Annotated in this window: 21 protein-coding genes and 3 pseudogenes; 13 read left to right on the forward strand and 11 right to left on the reverse strand. The window is 69.1% G+C overall.

Annotated elements, in window-relative coordinates:
- Positions 1-54: 54 nt before the first annotated feature.
- Positions 55-1,131: a recombinase RecA gene (gene recA / locus OHS59_RS01030; protein WP_328491474.1), complete on the forward strand. Its 1,077-nt coding sequence runs from the start codon at positions 55-57 to the stop codon at positions 1,129-1,131.
- 133 nt (positions 1,132-1,264) lie between these two features.
- On the opposite strand, the pseudogene OHS59_RS44425 reads toward recA, so the two are convergent.
- Positions 1,265-1,504, reverse strand: a pseudogene (locus OHS59_RS44425) (IS5/IS1182 family transposase); the annotation flags it as partial.
- Between the two features lie 360 nt (positions 1,505-1,864).
- Here OHS59_RS44425 and OHS59_RS01040 point away from each other — a divergent pair.
- The 3 genes from OHS59_RS01040 to OHS59_RS01050 all read left to right on the forward strand — a co-directional run bounded on the left by OHS59_RS01040 (position 1,865) and on the right by OHS59_RS01050 (position 3,255).
- Positions 1,865-2,185, forward strand: coding sequence for a hypothetical protein (locus OHS59_RS01040; RefSeq protein ID WP_328491475.1), 321 nt, complete (start codon positions 1,865-1,867; stop codon positions 2,183-2,185).
- A 27-nt stretch (positions 2,186-2,212) separates the two neighbouring features.
- Positions 2,213-2,554, forward strand: coding sequence for a hypothetical protein (locus tag OHS59_RS01045; RefSeq protein ID WP_328491476.1), 342 nt, complete (start codon positions 2,213-2,215; stop codon positions 2,552-2,554).
- A gap of 65 nt (positions 2,555-2,619) precedes the next feature.
- Complete coding sequence (locus OHS59_RS01050; RefSeq protein ID WP_328491477.1) at positions 2,620-3,255, forward strand: DUF6461 domain-containing protein; 636 nt, start codon at positions 2,620-2,622, stop codon at positions 3,253-3,255.
- A gap of 255 nt (positions 3,256-3,510) precedes the next feature.
- Here OHS59_RS01050 and OHS59_RS01055 read toward each other — a convergent pair whose 3' ends face one another.
- Entirely contained in the window at positions 3,511-4,014 is a 504-nt protein-coding gene (locus OHS59_RS01055; RefSeq protein ID WP_328491478.1) for a hypothetical protein, read from the reverse strand.
- Between the two features lie 829 nt (positions 4,015-4,843).
- Here OHS59_RS01055 and OHS59_RS01060 point away from each other — a divergent pair.
- On the forward strand, positions 4,844-5,773 hold the full coding sequence (locus OHS59_RS01060) for a LysR family transcriptional regulator (RefSeq protein WP_328491479.1): 930 nt from the start codon (positions 4,844-4,846) through the stop codon (positions 5,771-5,773).
- Between the two features lie 627 nt (positions 5,774-6,400).
- On the opposite strand, the gene OHS59_RS01065 is transcribed toward OHS59_RS01060, so the two are convergent.
- Positions 6,401-7,561 carry a serine hydrolase domain-containing protein gene (locus tag OHS59_RS01065; RefSeq protein ID WP_328491480.1) on the reverse strand — a complete coding sequence of 387 codons (1,161 nt, stop codon included), beginning with the start codon at positions 7,559-7,561 and terminating at the stop codon, positions 6,401-6,403.
- Between the two features lie 85 nt (positions 7,562-7,646).
- On the opposite strand from OHS59_RS01065, the gene OHS59_RS01070 reads away from it, so the two are divergent.
- Positions 7,647-8,183 (forward strand): helix-turn-helix domain-containing protein, encoded by a 537-nt coding sequence (locus OHS59_RS01070; RefSeq protein ID WP_328491481.1) that lies wholly within the window; start codon positions 7,647-7,649, stop codon positions 8,181-8,183.
- Positions 8,184-8,623: 440 nt separating this feature from the next.
- Here OHS59_RS01070 and OHS59_RS01075 read toward each other — a convergent pair whose 3' ends face one another.
- Both OHS59_RS01075 and OHS59_RS01080 read right to left on the reverse strand, forming a co-directional pair.
- Positions 8,624-11,008: an Orn/Lys/Arg decarboxylase N-terminal domain-containing protein gene (locus tag OHS59_RS01075; protein ID WP_328491482.1), complete on the reverse strand. Its 2,385-nt coding sequence runs from the start codon at positions 11,006-11,008 to the stop codon at positions 8,624-8,626.
- A gap of 850 nt (positions 11,009-11,858) precedes the next feature.
- A complete protein-coding gene (locus OHS59_RS01080; protein WP_328498995.1) occupies positions 11,859-12,308 on the reverse strand; it encodes a winged helix-turn-helix transcriptional regulator in 450 nt (149 codons plus the stop codon).
- 94 nt (positions 12,309-12,402) lie between these two features.
- On the opposite strand from OHS59_RS01080, the pseudogene OHS59_RS01085 reads away from it, so the two are divergent.
- A pseudogene (locus OHS59_RS01085) lies at positions 12,403-13,684 on the forward strand (MFS transporter).
- 300 nt (positions 13,685-13,984) lie between these two features.
- On the opposite strand, the gene OHS59_RS01090 reads toward OHS59_RS01085, so the two are convergent.
- Positions 13,985-14,521, reverse strand: a complete 537-nt coding sequence (locus OHS59_RS01090) for a TetR/AcrR family transcriptional regulator (RefSeq protein ID WP_328491483.1) — start codon at positions 14,519-14,521, stop codon at positions 13,985-13,987.
- Positions 14,522-14,596: 75 nt separating this feature from the next.
- Here OHS59_RS01090 and OHS59_RS01095 point away from each other — a divergent pair, with 75 nt between their 5' ends.
- The 3 genes from OHS59_RS01095 to OHS59_RS01105 are packed head-to-tail and all read left to right on the forward strand — an operon-like array spanning position 14,597 to position 17,407.
- Positions 14,597-15,646, forward strand: a complete 1,050-nt coding sequence (locus OHS59_RS01095; protein ID WP_328491484.1) for an aldo/keto reductase — start codon at positions 14,597-14,599, stop codon at positions 15,644-15,646.
- Positions 15,643-16,362 carry a DUF998 domain-containing protein gene (locus tag OHS59_RS01100; RefSeq protein WP_328491485.1) on the forward strand — a complete coding sequence of 240 codons (720 nt, stop codon included), beginning with the start codon at positions 15,643-15,645 and terminating at the stop codon, positions 16,360-16,362. The genes OHS59_RS01095 and OHS59_RS01100 overlap by 4 nt, the downstream gene beginning before the upstream one ends.
- A gap of 10 nt (positions 16,363-16,372) precedes the next feature.
- Positions 16,373-17,407 (forward strand): NAD-dependent epimerase/dehydratase family protein, encoded by a 1,035-nt coding sequence (locus OHS59_RS01105; protein WP_328491486.1) that lies wholly within the window; start codon positions 16,373-16,375, stop codon positions 17,405-17,407.
- Positions 17,408-17,527: 120 nt separating this feature from the next.
- On the opposite strand, the gene OHS59_RS01110 is transcribed toward OHS59_RS01105, so the two are convergent.
- On the reverse strand, positions 17,528-18,208 hold the full coding sequence (locus tag OHS59_RS01110; RefSeq protein ID WP_328491487.1) for a TetR/AcrR family transcriptional regulator: 681 nt from the start codon (positions 18,206-18,208) through the stop codon (positions 17,528-17,530).
- A 108-nt stretch (positions 18,209-18,316) separates the two neighbouring features.
- On the opposite strand from OHS59_RS01110, the gene OHS59_RS01115 reads away from it, so the two are divergent.
- The gene (locus tag OHS59_RS01115) at positions 18,317-19,282 is read left to right on the forward strand and encodes an NAD(P)-dependent alcohol dehydrogenase (protein WP_328491488.1); all 966 of its coding nucleotides are present in this window, start codon (positions 18,317-18,319) and stop codon (positions 19,280-19,282) included.
- A 21-nt stretch (positions 19,283-19,303) separates the two neighbouring features.
- On the opposite strand, the gene OHS59_RS01120 is transcribed toward OHS59_RS01115, so the two are convergent.
- The 3 genes and pseudogenes from OHS59_RS01120 to OHS59_RS01130 all read right to left on the reverse strand — a co-directional run bounded on the left by OHS59_RS01120 (position 19,304) and on the right by OHS59_RS01130 (position 20,551).
- The gene (locus tag OHS59_RS01120; protein ID WP_328491489.1) at positions 19,304-19,489 is read right to left on the reverse strand and encodes a hypothetical protein; all 186 of its coding nucleotides are present in this window, start codon (positions 19,487-19,489) and stop codon (positions 19,304-19,306) included.
- A pseudogene (locus tag OHS59_RS44430) lies at positions 19,446-19,614 on the reverse strand (IS5 family transposase); the annotation flags it as partial. The pseudogene OHS59_RS44430 and the gene OHS59_RS01120, both read right to left, overlap by 44 nt.
- A gap of 256 nt (positions 19,615-19,870) precedes the next feature.
- Positions 19,871-20,551 (reverse strand): NAD(P)H oxidoreductase, encoded by a 681-nt coding sequence (locus tag OHS59_RS01130; RefSeq protein ID WP_328491490.1) that lies wholly within the window; start codon positions 20,549-20,551, stop codon positions 19,871-19,873.
- 110 nt (positions 20,552-20,661) lie between these two features.
- Here OHS59_RS01130 and OHS59_RS01135 point away from each other — a divergent pair, with 110 nt between their 5' ends.
- Positions 20,662-21,591 carry an AraC family transcriptional regulator gene (locus tag OHS59_RS01135; RefSeq protein WP_328491491.1) on the forward strand — a complete coding sequence of 310 codons (930 nt, stop codon included), beginning with the start codon at positions 20,662-20,664 and terminating at the stop codon, positions 21,589-21,591.
- Between the two features lie 372 nt (positions 21,592-21,963).
- Here the strand turns inward: OHS59_RS01135 and OHS59_RS01140 are convergent, their stop codons facing one another.
- Positions 21,964-22,524, reverse strand: a complete 561-nt coding sequence (locus tag OHS59_RS01140; RefSeq protein WP_328491492.1) for a TetR/AcrR family transcriptional regulator — start codon at positions 22,522-22,524, stop codon at positions 21,964-21,966.
- 95 nt (positions 22,525-22,619) lie between these two features.
- Between OHS59_RS01140 and OHS59_RS01145 the strand changes: the two genes are divergently transcribed.
- Entirely contained in the window at positions 22,620-23,363 is a 744-nt protein-coding gene (locus OHS59_RS01145) for an SDR family oxidoreductase (RefSeq protein WP_328491493.1), read from the forward strand.
- Positions 23,364-23,538: the final 175 nt, after the last annotated feature.

A 23,538-nucleotide genomic window follows, 5' to 3' on the forward strand; every position in this document is an offset into this window, starting at 1 on the left:
CGCTCACGTCCTCCGACGTGCGGCATGCCACTCAATCGGACCGGGTGAAAGCTCATGGCAGGTACGGACCACGAAAAGGCGCTGGACACGGCGCTCGCACAGATCGAGCGGAAATTCGGCAGGGGTGCTGTGATGCGCCTCGGCGAGCGGCCCAATGAACCCATCGAGGTGATTCCCACCGGCTCGACGGCACTCGACGTCGCACTCGGTGTCGGCGGCCTGCCGCGTGGCCGGGTGGTGGAGGTGTACGGGCCGGAGTCCTCCGGCAAGACGACCCTGACCCTGCACGCCGTGGCGAACGCGCAGAAGGCCGGCGGCTCGGTGGCGTTCGTCGACGCGGAGCACGCTCTGGACCCGGAGTACGCGAAGAAGCTCGGCGTCGACATCGACAACCTCATCCTGTCGCAGCCGGACAACGGGGAACAGGCACTGGAGATCGTCGACATCCTGATCCGCTCCGGCGCGCTCGACCTCATCGTCATCGACTCCGTCGCCGCTCTGGTCCCACGGGCCGAGATCGAGGGCGAGATGGGCGACTCCCACATGGGTCTGCAGGCCCGCCTGATGAGCCAGGCGCTCCGCAAGATCGCTGGTGCGCTCAACCAGTCGAAGACCACCGCGATCTTCATCAACCAGCTCCGCGAGAAGATCGGTGTGATGTTCGGCTCGCCGGAGACCACGACCGGTGGCCGGGCGCTGAAGTTCTACGCCTCGGTGCGCCTCGACATCCGTCGTATCGAGACCCTGAAGGACGGCACCGACGCGGTCGGCAACCGCACCCGCGTGAAGGTCGTCAAGAACAAGGTCGCACCGCCCTTCAAGCAGGCCGAGTTCGACATCCTCTACGGGCAGGGCATCAGCCGTGAGGGCGGCCTGATCGACATGGGCGTGGAGAACGGCTTCGTCCGCAAGGCCGGCGCCTGGTACACGTACGAGGGCGACCAGCTCGGCCAGGGCAAGGAGAACGCGCGCAACTTCCTGAAGGACAACCCCGACCTGGCCAACGAGATCGAGAAGAAGATCCTGGAGAAGCTCGGAATCCGGACACCGGCGAAGGCCGTGGTCGCCGAGGACACAGGCGCCGTCCCGGTCCCCGATGCCACCCGGACCCCGGCGGGAAACGCCATCTGACGGGCACAGGCGCGGCCCGGTCGGGAGGGCTGGGAGGGGCCGACTTCCGGGCTTACGACATGTTCGGTATCGCGGCATGTTCCACGGCCCCTGTTCGTTCGCTTGCCTGTTTCTTGCCGAGAACCTGCTGACCTCACCGTCCGTGCCGCGGCTTTCCGTGCGCCGACGTCGCGTCCTGACTCTCGCCAGCATCGATCGCTCGGAAATTCTTGAGGCGGTTGATGGGACATTCGACTTCGTTGCGGCGGCGGTAGTTCGTCATGTCGAACCATGCGGGGCGGCCGCCCCGGCTGCCGCGGCGTCGGCGGGCGGCTCGCTGGTCCCTCGGCTCGGGGATCATGTGCCTGATCTGGCGTCTGCGCAGGTGACGCCGGTTTCGGCTGCGCGGCGCCTCCCCCACTGGCCGGGCGTGATGACAAACCCGAGCCGGCGGCACCCACCTTGCCCGGTGAGGTAGATCTTGCATGTGGGCCGCCCCGCGAGCGCCCGAGAGCCTCATCGGAGCGGTGGCGTGCCGGGCTCTTCCGCCGCCCCGAGATCTTCGGGTCATGAGTGGGGGCGCCTGCCGCGTGCTGATGAGCGCGGGTGGTCGTGGAATCAACGCTGGCCATGCTCCAGTCGATCCGGCCTTCCGCATCGGCGTCGACTCATCAGTTCCTCGCTTTCGGAACCCACTTCGATGCCCCGGCGTCCAACTCCATGACGGACAGCTGCGGATCACCCAGGAGAACGCATGGCGAAGAAGGACCAGACGACGGACGCGGCGCGGGAGAAGGACCGCGAGAAGTGGATGGCACGTTTCCAGGTACGGCTGGCCATGCAGCCGGGCGTTGACCGGGCAGTCGTCCTCCAGGCGGTCAAGGAGGTCACGACGCACTGCGCGGATACGGGAGAGCACCCGCGGACTGCCTTCGGCGACCCGGACGACTACGCCGTGCAGACCGCGGCGCGGCTGGTGCCGGCGGACCGGGCAGCGCGCGCGAGACGGCACGACGGCGTGGTGGACAAGCTGGGCTCCGCTCTGAAAAGGGCCGGGGACGTCGCCGGTCTGTGACCGGTTTAAGAAGCGGAGGCTGAACAGTTGGCGCGCAGGGTCTACCTCGGCCTGCGCGCGGGTTCGCTCGACCCACAGGACGTGGTCGGCCTCGCCTGCGAACCGCTCGACTGGTTCCACTGCGCCGACGCCTTCCTGGAGGTTGTCGAGCGGAACCCGGCCGAGGTGCCGCGGGCGGAGATGACTGCCCTGGCCTGGCGCGCCCTGGACAACGTCGGCTTCGATCCCGGCTTCGACCTCGGCCCCCGAGCGTGTGGGAGACGTTGCGCCCCGTGCTGCGGATCATCGCTCGCGATCTGCCCACACAGCGGACACATCCTGGCACCCGTGGGTGAACTCGCGCATGCTCTCGGCCGCCTCCCCAGGTAAGACCGACGGTGCGGCACGGTGTGAAGACCGGCGGCACGCGGCGGCACGGATCACGAAGGCGGAACATGGCAGCAAACGAGGACACACCCTCGCTCGACTGGGCGACGGCCTGGATGTGCGTCACCTTCACCCGGGACCTGACCGCCGAGGAGGTGTTCACCCGGTACGGGGCCGACGCGTCCCGCTCCCGTCTCCTCGACGCGGACCAGGCGTCCGAACTGCCCACGGGTCAACTCGCCGACAGGGCGGTCTCACTGCAGCGGTCCGGCAGTCTCGGCGACTGGACCTTCTGCTTCGAGGAGGACGGCGTCATCGGCTCCTGGGCCGAACCGCTCGCAGCACTGTCCCGGGGCACCGAGACATACAGCATGCTGACCACCGACGGTCTTGATGTCTTCCAGCACTGGCGCGACGGCGAGTGTGTCGAGAACTTCGAGCCGGGCATGCCGGACACCGAGCCCACCGGCCCCTGGCAGGACCGGGTCGAGACGGCAGTCGCCGCGCACGAGGGCGAGAGCGCCGGGATGGCACCAGTGGTGGCCCTCGTACTCGACCACCTCGGCATCACCCTGGACGACGACGCCGTCGCCGGCCCCTGGCCCAGCCTGACCCTCTCCGAAGACGATGCACCGTCGGCCCCGCGCGGCCACACCTACGCGGGTGAGGGCCCGGTCCCACCCCAATCTCCGACCGGGAACTGAGCACGGTGCAGGTCGCCTACACCCGTGTACCGGTATGGTCCGCGACCGCCCGCCGTTGCCTCACCACTCGACCAGGCCTCAACCGCACACTCGCCGACCGCGTAACTGCCGTCCCTGGAGGGACCGCCACGGTGTATGTGCGAAACGGTGCCGTGCTGTACGGCCTTCGGCTGGACGCTGAGAAGGCTTGCGGCCAACTCCCCATCCCATACGTCAGTGCCTTGTGAGGACAGGTGCGACTTTCCTGCCGGTGGCCTACCACCAGGGGGTGCACGTGATGCTGGTCTGTGTGGCGATACTGGTCAACTGCGCGCAGACACGGAAGGCCCGGCTTGCCGAACTGCTGGTCGGGTAGGCCGGGGTCGTGATCCTGACTCCGGCCGAACTCACTGGGAAGGGGCCGCACTGGATCCACGACTGCTTGTTGTCGTTGGTGACATCCATCCAGAGCCATCCCGTTGCAGTGGGGCCAAAAATGCTGGCGCTGGTGCTCAGGACGCCCCACCCCATCGATGTGCCGCCGACGTTGCCGGTCTGCATCGCGTACGAGACGACGGCGGGGGGAGTGCTTATCGACAGCGCTCCTGCCCCCGCCACCCCCTGGCCGCTGAGGCTGTCGGGGATGTCGGTGAAACCGGCCCTGCCTTCGATGCAGTCCGACGCCGCCGCCTGAGCCGTGCCGGAAGACCCGGCCATAAGCCCTGCCCCGAGGATGAGTGCGGCCGCTCCCATACTGAACTTCCGGCGGTTACTGTGCATGTCTTCTCCTTGGTCGAAGGGCTGACGACTCCCGCGGGTCGGCGACCGCGAGCTGACGCAGCCCGGGGTTGGTCTGGCCTTTTTGCTGACGGGTGCCTTTTAGGGCTGGCCGGGCGGCATACCGCAGCAGGCAACGGTCTGGTTTTGGTCGGAGTTGGCAAGCGGTGCTGCAGCGAGCACGGCTGCCAGGGCTACAAACAGTCCAAGTACGGCTTTGCGCATAGCTGTCTCCTGGCGGGGGCGAGATCGGGTGACGTTCGAAGCGGTGTCTGGTTCACGCGCGTGGCAAGGGAAGTCAGAACCGGTGTTCTTGATTTCCTTGTCTGGTGGGCCGGCGGTACTCCTGCACGTTGAGCGGTGCCCGGGACGAAGCTGTGTGTCCGGGGCTGGGACGCGAAGGCCGGGACATCCACGTTCTGTGGTGAGGTAAGGCCCCTTCGAGTGTGGTTGAGGTACGTGATCCGCCAGGCATCCAGCTCGACGCGCAGGGACCCGCGCCCGACGGGTGCTACGTGCTACCCGCGCCTGTCCGGGCGTGAGTGGGCGCAGCGGACGTCATCGCGGTCAGAACGGTCTGCGAACCCGCCAGGACGAGACTGCGTCGGGTCATCAGGGTCCCGGCTCCGCTGTGCTTTCGGCTCTCGTCTTTCCGCAGGAACATGCTGTGCCTTTCGGGGCCCCTGGGCCGGGAGGAAGATCATGTGTGGCGGTCCGTCGACTATCACACGGCCCGCGCGGGGATGTCATCGATCCGAGGACGCGTGATGCCTGCTGGTTGATAACTTCCTTGTTATCGCAGCAGGTCGAACGATGGATGGGGGATTCTTTCGTGGGGGCGTCCGTATCGAGGGAACCGAGCATTCATCAGCTTCGGCTCTATCTCACGCTGTGCGAGGAACTCCATTTCGGACGCGCCGCCGCACGCTTGTTCATCACGCAGCCGGCACTGAGTCAGCAGATCAGAGAGCTGGAGAAACGCCTGGGGGTGCGCGTGGTGGAACGCCAGGGCCGGACCATCACACTGACCGAGGCAGGGCAGGCATTGCTGACCGAAGCCCGAGCGGCGGTCGCGGCGATCGACCGGCTGCGGCGCGTCGCCGACGCACAGCTGCGGCAGGAATCCGGACGACTTGTCGTGGGAACCATGGGAGCCGAAGCGTCCATGGCACACACCCGTGCCGTACTCGGACTGCTGCAAGACCGGCACCCCGGGACGACCGTGCAACTGGTCAACCTCGGCTTCGGCGATCACATGGCCGCCCTGGCGCAACAGGAGGCCGACGTGGTCTTCCTGCGCCCGCCGGTGACGGACGACATCGAACTGCACCACCTGGCCACCGAGCCGCGAGTGGCCTGCCTCTGCGCCGATCACCCCTTGGCGAGTCGACCCCAACTCACCCTGGCCCAGCTCTCCGGCATCCCGGTGGTCGACATGCCCACGCAGGTTCCGCGGCTGTGGTGGGACTTCTGGGCGGCTGATCCCCGCCCCGACGGCAGCCGCGTTCGCTACGGGCCGGTCGTCACCGACATGGAGTCGTTGCTGCACACGGTGGCCGCCGGCGAAGCGATGTGCTTTCTGCCGACGGCCGCCCGCGAGTACTTTCCACGCCCGGGCATCAGATACATCGATGTGGTCGACCTCAGCCCCTCCACGTCCGCCCTCGCCTGGTTGCGGCGCAGACGTTCCGAAGCCACCATCCAAGCCATCCGGCACGCCGCACGTGAAGCCACGAGCCGAGACTTCGGCGTCGCGATGTGACGTATCCGGGGTTCTCGCGTCGGGGTGGCGCGACTTCTGCAGATGGGTGCGGTTCGTTCGATGGATGGCATGCGGCACCCCGACGGGAGTGGTCTGTGGCTGCGCGGACGAATCCTTGGCGGTGAAGTGTGCACGGCCCGATGACGCACATTTGGTCAGGCGCGGCCGGCTTCCGTCTGATCACCGTTCCGAATGAGAAGAAGGGCCCGCCAACGAGTGGACTGACGGGCCCTACTACAAGATTGAGCTAGCGAGGTGCCCTTTACGGGTGGCCGGGCATGCCGCCGCAGCAGGCGATGGTCTGGGTCTGGTCTGCGTTGGCGAGCGGTGCCACTGCAAGTACCGCCGCTAGTGCAATGAGCAGTCCGAGCACGGTTTTGCGCATGTCGTCTCCTTCGGGAGAGGGGGCGGGTCCGGCTCTATCGCTGGCGGGTGCCTCTTACGGCTGGCCGGGCGTACCACCGCAGCAAGCGGCGGTCTCGGTCTGGCCGGCGGTTGCGAGCGGTGCTACCGCGAGCACGACCGCCAAGGCGACGAACAGACCCATCAGGGCTTTGCGCACTGTCTCCTCCCTTCCTCTATTCCTCTATGTGACGCGGTCCGGTCCCGCTTGATGCGGTCACTGGTTCAGCGGTCCTCGGCGCGGACGCGGTCGGCGATGCCCTGTGTCAGCTCCTCCGCCTGGTCCTCCAGGTTCCACTTGCCGTCCTGGTAGGCGTGGTTGCTCACCCAGAAGGCCAGGACGCCGTCGCGCAGCGACCTGGTGAGATAGGCCAGCGACCAGTCGTTGCCGCCGTTGTGCCAGACGGTCCGTCCGTCGGGGGTTTCGCGGACGGCCCAGCCGTATCCGTACGAGCCGTCCAGCCCGGGTACCCGTACGCGCGGTGCGAACAGTTTCTGCCTGGCCTGCTCCGGCAGCACCTCGTCGCCGGAGAGGGCCCGGTGCCAGCGGAGCATGTCCCCGGCGGTGGAGAGCATGCCGCCGTTGCCCCGCAGGTGCCAGTACGGTCCGTCGGCGGCCCAGGGGTGGTCGACGGGTCTGCCCTGGCTGCGCCCCTCGCTGTCGTACTCGACCGCGATCAGGTTCCGCGGCCACCTGGGGAGGACGTATCCCGTGTGTTTCATGCCTACCGGGGTGAACAGGTGCCGGGCCAGGAACGGTTCGTATCCCTCCCCGGACGCCTCCTCGACGATCGCGGCGAGCAGGCTGTACCCGGTGTTCGAGTAGTGGAACTCCTCCCCCGGGGCCGACCGCGGCTTCGATGCCAGTGCCTGCCGCACCAGTTCGTCGCGCGAGACGGGCTGGTAGTCGTCGCCGAGCGCCTCCACGAGACCCGAGGTGTGCGTGAGCAGCTGGTCGATCGTGATGTCGCGCTTGCTCTCGGGCACCGGCCCCAGGAAGCGGCTGATCCGGTCGCTCACCCGCAGTCGTCCCATCACCTCCAGCTTCAGGATCGCGGCGGCGGTGAACTGTTTCGTGATCGACATGACGTCGTACACGGTGCGGCAGCTCGCGGGAGTGCCCAAGGCGCGGTCCGCTGCCCCGAACCCTCCGCAGTACGCGAGTTCGTCGCCGCGTGCGGCGATCACGGTGCCGCCCGTCCCGGCGGGGAGGACACGGTGGAGGAAGTCGGCGACCGACTCCCCGTCGCGTGCCTTCGAGGCAGCCGCCGCGGACCCGGTGGCCGGCCGGCCGGCATCGCCCTCCTCGGCGCACGCGCCCAGCATCATCAGGGCGACCAGAGCGGTGGCGGTGGTACGGGTGCGACGGCAGCGGGGCAGACCCATATGACCTGTGACCTCCAACATCGGGAATCCGCAACGAGGTTGACGGTCGCCACTGCCGTTCTTCAAGCTGTCAGGGTGTTCGAGCTTGTGCGAGCCCGTGTACGTCCAGCTCATCAGGGGGATCACCGTCATGACCGTCGCGCCGCCCACACCGCCGGACACCGACGCGGCCGCCTTCGTGGCAGCGCTGCGTCGGCTCAAGGACTGGTCGGGGCTGAGCTACCGCCGACTGGAACGCCACGCGGCGGACGCGGGCCACTGTCTGCCGTACTCCACGGCGGCGACCATGCTCGGCAGGCAACGGCTTCCCCGTGAGGAACTCGTCGCGGCGTTCGTCGCGGCTTGCGGGATCCAGGGCGACGAGGCGCAGGCATGGCTGGACGCCCGCACCTACATCGCGTGCGGTCCCGCGCCCGCGTCCGCCACGCCTGTGGACGCCGCGCCCACGAACATCGCACCCGTGGTCGCCGCACCGGCGCGCACCAGGCCCTGGCGGACGCGGTGGGCACTCGTCGGCGCGGCGGCACTCGTCACCGCACTCCTCGGCGGGGCGACGGCGTCCGGTGTTTTCACCGACGACGAAGAAGTGGTGCTGGAGACGCCGACGTCGGCCCGCCTGTGACACGTCGCGCGCGAACACACGCGAACCGGCGGCCTGGCCTCGTCGAGGGCGTACGGGACTGTCCGCCCGAGCCTCTCTGCCGCCCGGCGTGGCAACGGCGCAGCTGCGGGAGGGGCCTCGTCCGAGGCCGACCATCACCTCCTTGCCAAGCACCGATCCACGGCGCGTCAACACTTCCCTTCCCGTCACAAGACACAAACCACCATCCAGGCGTAGGCGCCGTTGCATTCGGTGCTGGTGGCGAACCAATCGAGACCGTCAGGGCCTGAGCTTGTTCAGCTGAGGATCGAAGCAGATCAGGCCCATGGACCGCGCAAGGTCAGCTGCGAGGGCGGAGGCCTCTTCAGCCATGCTCCAGCGCATCGGGAAGTAGATCAGTGGGCCACGAGCCTCGCAGATCGACCCGGGACCAAACACGAACCCCAGGTTCAGACGCCCAGTCAGCGCCGATCAGGCTCCGCCACCCGTGACTCCCGCCGTCGCTGCGCCGGCGTCGTGGCGCCGAGGGGACCGTCCTGCTCGTCCGGGCGCAGGCACTCGATCAGATAGTCGCCGGTGTCGGGAGCACGGGTCACCCCGTGCGTCTCGCTGCCGAAGCCGGGGAAGTGACGGTCGAAGTACTCCAGGGCGCCGAGGTAGCGGAGCAGAGGGCCGTCTACCTCTCCGATGCTTTCGCCCGGCATGAGGACCGGGATACCGGGCGGCGTCACCGTGACCATCGCCGCGGCCACCCGGCCGGACGCGTCCGCCAGGGGGATGCGGTCCGTGCCGCCGCGGATCAGGCGCTCGTAGCACAGCTGGGGCGGGGTGACCGGCTCCGGGAGTTGCTGGAAGGCCATGTCGAGCAGTTCGACCAGGCGGGCGTCGCGCAAGTGGGCGTGCATCTCCTGGCACAGGTCGCGCAGGCTCCGTCCTGCGTACCGCCGCGGATGCTCGGCAACCAGGGCCGGCAGCACCCTCTCCAGCGGGATGTCACCGTCGTAGAGGTCCTTGAAGTCCATCAGTGCGTCCAGCAGTGTGCCCCACTTGCCCTTGGTGATGCCCATGGAGAACAGCACCAGCGTGGTGTAGCTGTCGGTCTTCTCCACGACGATGCCGCGCGTGCTCAGATAGGCGGTGAGGATCCGTGCCGGGATGCCCCAGTCGGACATCACACCGGTCGCGTCGACTCCCGGGCAGGTCAGGGTGACCTTGATCGGGTCGAGCATGCAGTAGCCGTCGGCCAAGCCGGAAAAGCCGTGCCAGTCCGCGTCGGGTTCAAGGTGCCAGCAGGACGCCTCGGTCCGCAGCAACTCCGCCGAAGCCTCAGCGAACGGAAGCCGCGTCCCGTTCGCGGGGTCGGTCACCTCGTCCGGCTGCCACACCCCGAAGAACCAGGGCGGCCGGTCCCCGGCGGCCTCGATCCGCCGCCCGATCCGTACCATCTCCTGGCGGAACCGGACCGCTTCCGTCACCGCCTCGTCGACCAGCCACTCCCCTTGCGGACCGTCCATCATCGCCGTGGCCACGTCCAGCGAGGCGATCATCGGATACGACGGCGATGTCGTCCCGTGCATCATCAAGGCCTCGTTGAACCGGTCGTGCTCCACCGGCGCCCGTGGGGCGGGCCGGACGTGCACCATGGCCGACTGTGACAGCGCCGCCAGCAACTTGTGCGTGGACTGGGTCGCGAAGACCGTCGGCCGGTCGGGGCCGGGGAACGCCTCCTCGTCCACGGACATGCCGTAGCGCCCCGCATAGAGCCGATGGAAGCGCGCGTACGCGAACCACGCCTCGTCGAAGTGCAGCCGGGGAGTACTGGCCCCGAAGGCCCGGGCCGCCGCCGACGCGTCGTAACACAGGCCGTCGTACGTCGAGTTGGTGAACACCGCGTACTGGGCACGCGACGACACCGCGCCCGCCGAGAGAGGGTTCCTCGCGATTCTCGCCGCAACCGAGTCCGCCGCGATCTCGGCGGGCGGCAGCGGCCCGGCGAGCCCGTAGCCGTTGCGGGTCGGGACCAGGTACACCGGTCGGGCGCCGGAGACGACCAGGCCGTGCAGGACCGACTTGTGACAGTTGCGGTCCACCAGGGCGATCTCGTCACGCGTCACACTGAAGTGGCCCACCAGACGGTTGCAGGTGGAATCACCGTGCAGGACGAAGTACGTACGGTCGGCGCCGAAGACCCGCGCGGCGTTGCGTTCCGCCTCACCGATCGGCCCGGTGTGCTCGAACAGTGAGCCGAGCTCCTCCACCGAGATCGACAGGTCGCTGCGCAGCAGCCGCTCCCCGAAGTAGTCGTGGAAGGCCCGGCCCACGGGCGACTTGAGGAAGGCGACGCCGCCGGAGTGCGCCGGGGTGTGCCATGAGTACTCGTGCGCGTCGTCGAAGCGCCGCAGCGCTTTGAAGAACGGCGGGAGCAGGGCGTCCTGGTAGGCACGCGCGGCGGTGGTGATCCGCCCCGCGATGAACGCCGGCGTGTCCTCCAGGGGCCACACGTAGCCCACCACCGACTGCGACACCCACAGCGGCAGCTCGCCCAGCCCTTCGTCCGCCATGACCAGGAACACCGGCAGATTCTGGAACCGGCGTCCGATCCTGTGCAGAACGGTCGCGCCACCCGGCCCTTCCTCGGCCCCGGGCGGAAGATCCCAGGCCACCACCGCGGCGGCGAGACCGGCCTCCGTCCTGAGCACCGCCTCGGCGTCCGAGACGCTCACCACCCACCGGACCTGAAGGCCACTCGCCCGGATCCCCTCGGCGATGCGCGTCAACTGCCCGGCGGCAGCGCACCTGTCCTCCGGATGTTCCGTCACCGCCACCAGAACCGTGCCCTCAGCCATGCCGCCCCCTGCCCGATGACCCCGCGCCACCTGCCACCAGTGTTCGCGGCCCGCGTGCGCGAGATTGGGCAACGGCCGGTCAAACGACTCCAAGAGGTGGCAGCGCGGGCCGCTCATTGACGTGTCACCATGGCGGGTCCAGTAGTGCGGTGGAATGGCGTCCCGATGGCTTACCTGGTCAACAGCCTTGGCAGGCACGCGAAGCTGCGAGGCTGCCGCCCGCATCGTGGAGCGCTTGCGCTGGCTAAGGAGCGATTTGCGGCCGTGCGATGAACGACGCGGACGCGCGTCCCGACCCGCCGGCCACAGGCACTTCCCAGGGCCCACTCATCTCGACGACGGACAGTCGATGTCCCGGTCACCGCACCGGACGGCGCGAACCTCACGGGCAGCCAGGAACCTCGCCGCGTTCCCGCACATCGGTCGACAGGGCGTCGCCTTCGGATCGTTGCGTCTCGCAGCCCTTGAGCCGCAGCCGAGGCGTGTGGGAGCACCCGACGGCCTCCGCGGATGCACCCACCCTGCGCTGTGGAAACGGGCGCGAAGAACGTCCGCCGCCACGTCCGTCCACCACTCTGTCTCACGTGAACGGCGCCGCGGATCCGCCCCGCCTTCAACCGCAACCGCCGGCACAGCCGTTGACCGGGACGGACGCCGAACTCGACCGCGACCTCGGCATTCACGGAACGGCGGTCAGGGCCCTGAATCTCCCCGCACGGTGCTCGGGATGTCCTCAGAGTTGCTCGGTTTGATTCCCCGGGTAGGCCCGCGCCAGCCAGTCAGCGGGCAGGCGGCGCAACGGGGATCCCGCTCCAGCGCCATGTCGGCGCCGGATCTCCGCCCCGGATCACTAGGCGGAAATCTTGTGGACGGTGGTGTCGTCGGGGTTCAGCCGTTGCCCGTCCGCAGACAGCACTTCCAGCGGGCGCAGGCGCTGCCCCTGCCGGCGGTCGACCAACTGTGAGTGGGGTTCGCCGGGGGCGAAGAAGTTCTGTTCGCCCCACTGCCGCAGCGCCACGATGACAGGGAAGAGCGCCTTGCCCTTCGGAGTCAGTACGTACTCGCGGTAGGCGCTGCCGTCCGAGGCGGGGACGGATTCAAGAACACCGCCGGCGACCAGAGTGCGCAGTCGCGTGGCGAGGATGTTCTTCGCCACGCCGAGGCTGCGCTGGAACTCCCCGAAGCGCCGGCTTCCGTCGAAGGCGTCCCGCACGATCAGCAGGGACCACCAGTCGCCGATCGCGTCCACCGACCGGGCTACGGGACATTCACTGTCGTCGAAACGCGTCCTGGTCACCATGGCGTCCCTCTTCCTCAGTGGTTGCAACATGCTACCAAAATAGTTACGGTCGCCGCTGGTAGCAACATAAAACCAAATGTGCGGAGGAGCGCTGATGCCCGGCAAAGCCAAGGCCGTGACACAACGGATCGATCACCGAAGCGGGGAAGGTTCCGAGGTCGTCCTGTCCCGCGGCGTCGTCGTACTGTTCGCCGTCGCCTGCGGGGCCGCAGTGGCCAACGTCTACCTCTCCCAGCCGCTCCTGGTGACCATGGGCCACGACCTGGCCATGAGCCCGGCGCTCGTCGGCAGCGTGGTCACCTTCACGCAGGTCGGATACGGGCTGGGACTCTTCTTCCTCGTGCCGCTGGGCGACGTGGCCGACCGCAGGCGGCTCATCGTCGCCCAGCTACTGCTCCTCGTGGCGGCCCTGGCCGTGGTGGCCGCCGCCCACACGGCGGCGATCCTGCTCGCGGGCATGGCCGCGGTGGGAGTTCTGGCGGTCGTCACGCAAGCTCTGGTGGCTTTCGCTGCTTCACTGGCCTCTCCCGCCGAGCGCGGACGGGTCGTCGGTCTGGTCACCAGCGGCGTGGTCATCGGAATCCTGCTCGCCCGCACCGTATCCGGCCTCCTGGCCGATCTCGCGGGCTGGCGCTCCGTCTACCTCGTCTCAGCGTCGCTCACCGCTCTGCTCGCCCTGGTCCTGTACCGGGTACTGCCACACCACAGTGACGCTCCGCCGACGAGCCTGCGCTACAGACAGCTCCTGCGCTCCACGATCACTCTGTTCGCGACAGAACGGCTGCTGCGGCTCCGAGCCCTGTTCGGTTTGCTGATCTTCGCCGCCTTCAGCACTCTGTGGAGCAGCATCGCGCTGCCCCTCAGCGAGGCTCCGTACTTCCTGTCCCACAGCGCGATCGGAGCACTGGGCCTGATCGGTGTCGTCGGCGCCCTGGCCGCGACCGCGGCGGGCCGCCTGAACGACCGCGGACTCTCCCGGCGGACCACCGGCATCGCCCTGGCACTGCTCACCGCCTCGTGGCTCCCCTTGTCCTTCACCCGCGACTCGCTCTGGGCCCTGATCGTCGGGGGGGATCCTTCTCGACCTCGCCGTGCAGGCGGTCCACGTCACCAACCAGACCCTGATCTACGCGCTGCACCCGGACGCGGGCAGCCGACTGATCGGCGGATACATGGTCTTCTACTCGATCGGCAGCGCCACCGGCGCCATTGCCGCGACCTTCCTCTACACGCTGGCCGGCTGGGGCGCGGTATGCGCACTGGGCTCGGCGTTCAGCTGTCTCGGGCTCGCGCTGTGGGCCTTCACTCGACACACCGTCCCGGACCCCGCTGTCGCGGACGCCTCTCGCGGCAACGACCCGCATGCCACCAAGTGAGCGATGCGGCAAGTACCTGACGGACTACCTCGAACAGGGCTCTCCTCAGCTGACTCGCCGATGCCCCGACCCCGACCGGGCCGGCACCCCCGGGCAGGTCACGGCACAGCCCGGCTCCTACCGGTCGCCGGCACCCTACAGGGCATGCAGTGCAAGCTTGACCAATCTGATTCCACAGAAGAGTCGTTCACCTGGCAGGCCTGTTCTCAGGGCCCGGGACCGACTACGTGCCGGAGGACCCCCGGTCGGCCCGAGCGGGGATGGTCGCCGTGCCCTCCGTGCCGGGGTGCTGCACTGCGTCTACCGGTGCGTGCGGAGTCCGTCGAGGATGAGCGCGAGCATGTGGGGTGCCCGGTCCTCGGGGTCGGCCGCGGCGCGCCACAACGCGCCGGTGAGCTGGAGGAAGTCGCCCGGGTCGGCGTCCGGGCGGACGCTTCCGTCTCTCTTGCCGGCGTCGAGGAGTTCCGTGATCGCGGCGATGACCGGCCCGTAGCTCTGCTCACTGATCGCCTGGTGCGCGCCCGGGCCGAGGGCGTCGCCGAGGCCGTGCTTTTTACGCATGCCCTCGACGAGGTCGGTCGTCCAGTGACGGAGTGCTTCCAGCGGCGGCATTCCGGCCAGCAGGTCGGGCACGGAGTCGGTGATACGTGCGACTTCGTCCTGGTAGACGGCCAGGACCAGCGACTCGCGGGTGGGGAAGTTGCGGTACAGGGTGCCCGCGCCGACCCCCGCGCGCTGGGAGATCTGGTTCATCGACGTGCTGCCGTCCGCCGCGAGCGCTTCGCGTGCGGCGGCGAGGATGCGCGCCCTGTTCTCACGGGCGTCCGAGCGGACCACGAGACCTCACCTTGCTAAGTGGAGAACTCTCCACTACGTTATGCGGAGAGCTCTCCACATACTTTAAGGAGCGTCATGCATTACATCAAACTCGGCACGACCGGACTCGACGTATCCCCGATCGCGATCGGCGCGATGACCTACGGCGAGCCCGACCGCGGACACCCCGTCTGGTCCAAGGGCGAACAGGACGCGCGACCGCTCATCAAGCACGCGCTGGAAGCGGGAATCAACTTCTTCGACACCGCGAACATGTACTCCAACGGCTCCAGCGAGGAAATCCTCGGCCGGGCCCTCAAGGACTTCGCCGACCGCGATGCCGTCGTGATCGCCACGAAGCTGCGCCACCCGATGCGGCTGGGACCCAACGGACGGGGACTGTCACGCAAGGCGATCATGACCGAGGTCGACCACTCGCTGCGCCGCCTGGGCACCGACTACATCGACCTTTATCAGGTGCACCGCAACGACCACTCCACCCCGTGGGAGGAGACCCTCGAAGCTCTCAGCGACCTCGTCACGGCAGGCAAGGTGCGCTACCTCGGCGCCTCATCCATGCACGCCTGGGAGTTCGCGAAGGCGCTGCACCTGCAGAGGCTGAACGGCTGGGCGCGGTTCGTGTCGATGCAGGACCATTACAACCTCCTCGCCCGTGAGGAGGAGCGGGAGATGATCCCGCTGTGCCTGGACGAGGGCGTCGGCACGATCATCTGGTCGCCCCTGGCCCGCGGCCGCCTCACCCGCGCGTGGGACGACGCCCGTTCGACGGTGCGCTCCGAGACGGACGGCGCCTACGCGGACCTGCTCTACTCACCCGCCGAGGAGGCATCCAACCACGCGATCATCGACGCGGTCGGGCAGACCGCGGACGCCCACGGCGTCACCCGCGCACAGGTCGCGCTCGCCTGGCTGCGACGCCGGCCGGTGGTCACCGCACCGCTGGTCGGCGCCGGTTCGCTCCGGCAGATCGACGAGGCGGTGGCCTCTCTCGACATCGAGCTCACCGACGATGAGGTGCGCGCCCTGGAAACCCCGTACACCCCCCGGTACGACTGGCAGGGCGTCTCGGACGAAGCCGAGCTGGAGGCCATCCGCAGGCGCGTGCCCGGCATGGCTCTCGCATGAACCCCATCGTCCGCTCCGGCGCCGCTGCCCGCGCCGGAGCCCTCCTCATCCTTCTGGGACCGCTCGTGTCCTGGGTCACCGAGTTCATCACCGCCGCCGCATGGCAGGACCCGCCGTACTCACCCCTGTACAACTGGGTCAGTCACCTCGGCCTGACCGGTCCCCCGCAGACCGCGTTCGGGCAGGTCGCCAACTCCCCCCTCGGTGCCGTCATGGACGCCGGCTGGGTGATCTACGGCAGCCTCTTGATCATCGGCGCATTCCTCGTGTTCGATCCGCGCAAGGGCTCCCGCCCGATCATCATCATGATCCTCGCCGTCCTCGCCGGCGCCGGGGTGTCACTGGTCGGCATCTTCCAGGGCTCCAACGCCAACGTCGACAACGGCCTGATCTCCTTCCACACATTCGGCGCGCAGGGCGTCATGCTCGCCGGCAACATCATGGCGATCGCCGTCGGCGCCGGCGGGACCGGCATCGGTCTCACCAAGGGCCGGTCGATCGCGAGCATCGTTCTCGGCACCGTCGGACTGATCGCGTTCCCCCTGTTCATGACCGACGCCCTCACCGGCTGGATGTGGAACATCGGCCTGTTCGAGCGCGCCGTGATCTACCCGATCATGATCGGCCACGCCCTCCTCGGAAGCAGTGTGGCCGCCGCCCAGCGGCACCGAGCGACGCACCCGCCGGCACCCCTTACCGCACCAGTCGTGAGCTGAGGAGAGACAGATGACCCAAGTACTGGTCACCGGAGGAACCGGATTCGTCGGAAGCTGGTGCATCCAGGCACTGCTCGACGCCGGGCACACCGTACGCACCACGGTCCGCGATCTGCGGCGCGAGCCGGCACTGCGCTCCTGGCTGCACGCGGCCACACCGTTCGACGACGACCGTCTCACCGTCGTGCGCGCCGACCTCGAACACCCCGACGGCTGGGACGCCGCCGTCGCCGACTGCGACTTCGTCCTCCACGTCGCCTCGCCGACGCTGCGCCATACGCCGACGAACGACGACGATCTGGTGGTCCCAGCACGCGAGGGCGTCCTGCGGGTGCTGCGCGCGGCCCGCGACGCCCGCGTGCGCCGGGTCGTCCTGACCAGTGCCTTCGGCGCCGTCGGGATCGGGCACCCCCCGCGCTCGACCCCCTTCACCGAGGAGGACTGGACCGACGTCGACAGCGACATCCCGCCCTACCAGCGGTCAAAGACACTCGCCGAACGCGCGGCCTGGCAGTTCATCCAGGACGAAGGCGGTGGTCTGGAACTGGCAGCGGTCCATCCCGTGGGGGTCCTCGGCCCTCTGCTCGGCCTGGACGACCCGCCATCCCTGCGTCTGGTCCGCCGAATGATCGAGGGGCAGGTTCCTGCATGCCCTCCCTTCGGAATGGGCTTCGTCGACGTGCGCGACGTCGCGGATCTGCACCTGCGCGCGATGACCGATCCGGCAGCCGCCGGCGAACGCTTCCTGGCAATCGCCGGTCACAGCCTGCGTGTCATAGACATCGCGCGCGTTCTGCGTGACCGCCTGGGAGAGCGGGCCGCGAAGGCCCCGACCCGTGAACTGCCCGTGTGGCTCGCCCGCGCACTGGGCAGCGTGAACCCGGAACTGCGACTGCTCAAGCACCAGCTCGGCCGGGATCTCGACGCCACGAGCAGCAAGGCGGAGAAGCTACTCGGATGGCGAGCGCGTCCCATCGAGGACACCATCGCGGAGACCGCCGAGAGTCTCCTCGCCCACGGCATCGGGACAAAGACCGGCTCGTAACCCTCCGACGCGGCAGCCCTACGAGCCGAAGAGGCGCCGGACCGGTGGCGCGGTGCCCCAGGTGTCGCCGGCCCCGGACCCGCTCGGCGTTCGGTCCGGGGCCGCCCGTTCCCCTTCGTATCAGGCTCCGGGGGACCGCTGTCGCTGGGAGCCATCGGCCGCGAGCGGGAGACTGCGCAGCGACAGTGTGCTCGGCGCCGGCAGCGCTCCGTGGGCCGCCTCGGCGCGGAACGACTGGAGCAAGTACGCCACAAGGCGCCGGGACGCCGCACGGTCACCCGGCAATGCGGTGACCAGACCGCAGTGGGACAACAGGGCCACGGCAAAGTCGGAGGGGTGGAAGTCGGCCCGCAGCGCGCCCGCTGCCTGAGCCCTGCGGACCAGGGTCATGAAGTCCCGCTCGGCCTGTTCGCGTACAGACGCGTGTTCTCGCGTACTGTCCGGAAAGGTTGCGACGAACGCGGCCGGGAAGCCCCGTTCCTCCCGTTGCAGTTCGCAGACCGTCTCGACCAGCCGCTGGAAGCCCTGCCACGGATCGGGGTCGGCAAGCGCCTCGGTGAGCGCCCGAGCACAGATGTCCATCTGGTGCGCGAACGCGGCCCGCACCAGGGCGTCCCGCGTCGGGAAACGCCGGTACAGCGTCGCCACGCCGACCCCCGCCCGCCGGGCCACGGTCGCCATGGGCGCGTCGATGCCGTGCTCGGCGAAGACCACGCGGGCAGCCGAGAGGATGCGCCGCCGGTTGCGCCGGGCGTCCGCCCGCAGACTGTCCTGCCCCGCGATCCGAGAGGATTCCCCCACCGCTGTCTCTCACCTCCGCTCAAGTGGACGATCTCGTCCGTTTGCCAGCCTACGCTCGCCGCCAAGGTCCCCTGCACGGCCACTGGTGGCGAAGGTGAGAACGCAACGATGGACGACCGCACGATGAAAGCCGTACTGTTCGACCGCTTCGGCGGCCCCGATGTGCTGTATGTGGGCCGGGTACCGCGTCCCGGGCCGGCACCCGGCGAGGTCCTCGTGCGCGTGCGCGCGTTCAGTGTGAACGGCGGCGAACTGGCGGCCCGTTCCGGTCGGGCCCGCCTCCTCACCGGCCGGAAGTTCCCGCAGCGCATCGGGCTGGACTTCACCGGCGAGATCGCCGCGCTCGGCACCGGTGCGACCGGCGTAGCGGTCGGCGACCGGGTGTGGGGCGTCCTGGGCCGCAGCTCCGGATTCGGCAGCGCCGCCGAGTACGTGACGGTACGGCCTGAGCGGCTCGGCCGGCTCCCTGACGGGCTGGACCTCGTGGCCGCCGCCGCGCTGCCCGTGGCCACCACGGCCGTCACGGCCCTCCGCGACAAGGCCGCACTGCGCCCCGGCGAACGGCTGCTCGTACGGGGCGCGGCGGGCGGCGTCGGAAACGCCGCCGTCCAGCTCGGACAGGCGCACGGCGCCGAGGTCACGGCTCTGGCCCGCGCTGCCAACCTCGACTTCGTCCGCACGCTCGGTGCCCACCACGCCATCGACCACCGGACCGTATCCCCCGCGGAACTGGGACTGTTCGACGTGGTCCTCGACACGGCGGGCACCGACCTGCGTACCGTACGGCGGACGCTGAAGCCTGGCGGACGCATGGTCACCATCGCCTTCGACCTGACTCGACCCGCCGCCTCGCTGGGCTACATCGCGGCCAGCGCCGTCCACGGACGCCGCCGGGTGCGCTTCTTCAGCGGCAACCCCAAACGTGCGCTCTTCGACGACCTCGCCCGCCAGGTGACGGAGGGGAAGCTGCGGCCGGCGGTGGACACGGTCTTCCCGCTGGAGGAGACAGCGGCGGCACACCGGGCGCTGGAGGCGGGCGGGGTGCGGGGCAAGTACGTGGTCAGGGTCGACTAGGGTTTGTTGGGAAGGTGCTGGTCACAGCCACTCGTCGCGGATCGCGACCGACACGGACGCCTCGCGGTGGACGGCGGGTTTCTCGTATCTCGTGGCCACGGCCCGGTGGCGCTTGAGGCGGTTGATCCCGCGCTCGACGGCATGCCGCTCGCGGTAGCCGGCTGCCCCGGGAGCGTCCGGGACCGTGGTCGGCCGGCTCGACGGCAATGCCGCCGGACGGTTCCTTTACAGATCCCCTTTTTCGAGTCCCCGGCAGCGTGCTGGTGGGCCCGGCAGACGGTGGAGTCGACATTCACGTCCCAGGTGATCAGGCCCTTCGCGTCCGCCTGAGCTTGGAACTGACGGAGTCCTATGGCTGAAGGCCTGAGCGGCCGACTCCACCGCTTTGATCGCTTCACCGTACGCTTTGGAGGAATCCCGGTCGTACCCGTACACACTCTTCCAGGCCGTCGCCACATGGCCGGAAGCAGATCTGCTGCTCGGCGTACGTGACATGACGTGGCGAGCGCGCCGCGTCCGCCCTTGCGAGCCGGGCCATCGGATCCCACCCCGACTGCCGCCGTGTCGGCCCGCGGGATCCGGAGGCCGTCAGACCGCGACGAGTTCGTCCGCCAGGAACTCCTCCACGAACTTCCGTGCCCGCCGGTCGAAATCGCTGTACTGCGCCTCCCGCTCGGCGCCGGCGACCGCTTCGCCGACCAGCAGAACGCCCTCGGCGTCGATGCGCTGCGGCCGCTCCTCCGCGTCCAGGAGCAGGCCTACGGTGGAGCGGGAGAAGCCGCAGTAGTAGGCGATCCCGTCGCTCAGGTTGGCTTCGAGGACGGACTGCATCGACTCCACGATGGGGTCGTCGGCGGTGGCGCCGGCCAGGGCCAGCCACAGCATGCGCCTGCCCGCCAGGCGGGGCTTGCTGCGGCCGTAGGCGAACCCGTAGTTCCATACGCGGTCGATCCAGCCCTTGAGGATGGCGGGCACGCTCTGCCAGTACACCGGGAAGACGGCCACGACGACATCGGCGGCCAGGATCCGCCGCATGTGGGCGCGCGTCTCGTCCGAGTACGGCTTCTCCCGGTTGCCCCAGTCCGGCTGGTCCTCCGCGTTCATCCGCGGATCGAACCCCTCGGCGTGCAGGTCGAGCAGGTCGATGCGGTATCCGGCGGCCTCGATCTGGGCGGCCGCGCGGCGGGCGGTGTGGGCGGTGAGGGAATCGCTGCGGTGGTGCGCGACGACCACGAGGGCTGTCCTGGTGTCACTGCTGTGCTGCGGCACGGTGTCTCCCGAGGGCTCGATCTGTGCAGTGAGTCCAGTACAACCGCGGCACCGTAGATGATCCATGGGAGAAACTCTCCCGGACATAGGAGATCGTCTACGATTACGCTGTGGATCCTCTGAGTTCACTGCTGAGCGGCATCCGGGCCGAGGGCTCGGTCGTCAGCCATGCCGTCCTGACCGCACCCTGGAGCATCACCTTCGCCGACGCCGCTCCGCTCACCATGGTCAGCGTGCTGCGCGGTGGCGGCACGCTGCTGCTGTCCGACGGTACCGAGCGGGCGATCGGCGCGGGCGACACCGCCCTCGTCCGGGGCCCCGCACGGTTCCACCTCGCGGACGAGCCTGCCACCGTCCACCGCCCCCATACCGCGTACGAGATCAACTGCTTCGCCCCGGACGCCGCGTGCACCGACCAGGAACTCGACGGCATCCACTGGGGCACGGGCCCGGAGGGAGCGACCGCGCTGATCGTGGGCGCCTACCGCGCCTCGGGGCACCGCCACGAACGGCTCCTGCGCGCCCTGCCGCCCGTCCTGGTCGTCGCCGAGGACGCCGAGGTCTGCGCCTGGCTGGAGAGCTCCGCCGCCGACGCCGCCCGGCTCTCCGCCGGTTCGCAGGCGCTGATGGACCGGCTGCTCGACTGGGCTCTGGTCTGCACGTTGCGCACCTGGTTCGACCGGGCGGGCGCCGACGCGCCCGGCTGGTACCGCGGCCTCGCCGACCCGGTCCTGGCCCCCGCCCTGCACGCCTTCCACGGGCGGCCCGCCGAGAGCTGGACGGTCGCGTCGCTGGCCGCTCAAGCCGGCGTCTCCCGGGCACTGTTCGCCCGGCGCTTCACCGAGCTGATGGGTCGTCCGCCCCTCACCTACCTCACCGAGTGCCGCATGGACGACGCCGTGGCGCTCCTGGCCGACACCGACCTCAGCATCGCCCAGATCGCCAGGACCGTCGGCTACGCCGACGCCTTCGGCTTCAGCGCCGCCTTCAAACGCCACAAGGGCCTCAGCCCCAGCACGTTCCGCACCACGGCGGCGTGAGTCACGGCACGCGGTCGCGGAGACACGTTCCCACGCTCCGGATCGCGGCATGGCGCCGAGACGTCGTGCCGGAGGAACGCGGGGCGCTGACGGCGTACGTCGACGAGCGGGCCGGCAGCGCGCCGGAGGCGATGGCCGAGATGCGCTCGTGCGTCGAGGAGCCGGTGACCGGGCGGATGCGGTGGACCGGACGGATGCGGTGGACCGGGAGATGGCCATGCGCTTGTTACCCGATATGACCCGGGGTGCGCTGAGTCGCTGGTGGAGCAAGCCGGCGGCGCGGCTGGTGCACGGGACGCCGGGCTCGCACACGGTCCACTACTCCCCCCCCCGCCAGTCCTGTGGTGCCGTCGCCATCGGGATCCGCGACCCTCACCGGTCCGCGTCCCTTCGGCGCAGGCCCTCAAGGACGACGTTCATCAGAGGCCGGGCTGTTGTTCCCCATGCGTCTCGGTCCAGTCGGCCGAGGTAGGCGATGAGCAGGAGGACCCCGGGGGCGCCCACGTCCGTGCGGATGGAACCGGCTGCCTTCCCGGCGTCCAGCAGGTGGCCGAGGGCGTCTTCGATGGGGTTCTGGCTGTGGGTGACAAGGTCTTGCCACGCTGCCGGTTCGAGCGCCGCCAGGACGCCGTATTTGACCTCGGCGTAGTCGATCACTCGGTCGAGCCAGTGGCGCAGGGCTTCGACGGGCTCGTGTTCCGCCAGCAGGGTGGAGGCGGCGGTCACGAGTTCATCGACGTCGCGCCGGTAGACCTCGGTGAGCAGCGCTTCACGGTTGGGAAAGTTCCGGTAGAGCGTTCCCTGTCCCACACCGGCGCGCTTGGCGATCTCCTTGAGATGGACGTGGTCGGACTCGGCGAGGGCCGCGCGGGCGGCCTCCACGATGCGGGTCCGGTTGTGTGCCGCGTCCGGACGGCGTGCCGGTGTGCTCATAGGCGTCTCCTGACGATCCATCCATCACAAGTGGACACGAGTCCGGTAGGGTGGGTCATGCACCGGACACGTGTCCACTTTATCTGGAGGCAGCAATGCTCTCTCTTCACGACAAGATCGTCGCGGTCACCGGAGCAAGCGGCGGCATCGGTGAAGCCACCGCCCGTCTCCTCGCCCAGCGCGGCGCCGCAGTCGTCCTCGCGGCGCGCCGCAGTGAGCGCATCGAGGCCATAGCGCAGGACATCCGGGAGGAGGGGGGCCGTGCCGCCACGTGCGTCGTCGACGTCACCCGGGCCGAGGACCTGCAGCGTCTGGTCGCCACCACCATCGATCGCTACGGCCGCATCGACGTCCTGGTGAACAACGCCGGCATCGCCCCGATCAGTCCGCTGGCCGACCTCGACACCGAGAGCTGGTCGGCCATGATCGACGTCAACCTCCGCGGCACACTCAACGGCATCGCCGCCGCGCTGCCCGCCTTCCGCGAGCAGGGGTCGGGCCACCTCGTGAGCATCATCTCCGTGGCCGGCTTGCACGGCGTGTCCCCCACCATGGCCGTCTACGCCGCGACCAAGAACGCGGTGCGCACCGTCCACGAAGGGCTGCGCACGGAGTCCACCGACGGGGTGGTGCGCACGACGGCCATCTCACCGGGATACATCCGCACCGATCTCGCCGACTCCATGGCCGACCCGAACATCCGCGAGCGGACGCGCAAGAACATGGACGCAGTGGGCATCCCTTCGGCGGCGGTCGCCCGCGCGGTGGCCTTCGCCATCGAGCAGCCCAGCGACGTCGAGATCGGCGAGATCAACGTTCGCCCCACCGTCCAGGCATGACACTCGCCGTCACCGGTCAAGTCAACGGCGGATCCCCGCATGACGGATCACCGCACACTGATCGACCTTCCCTCTGGGTACTGCCGTCTGCGATACGGGCAAAGGCGGGGCAGCCACGTGCGGTACGACCATTGCCCTCCCCCAGGGTGATGTCGTGGACGGGGTGTCGGGTTAC

Origin of the sequence: Streptomyces sp. NBC_00414 (genome assembly GCF_036038375.1) — a bacterium.
Classification (GTDB): domain Bacteria; phylum Actinomycetota; class Actinomycetes; order Streptomycetales; family Streptomycetaceae; genus Streptomyces.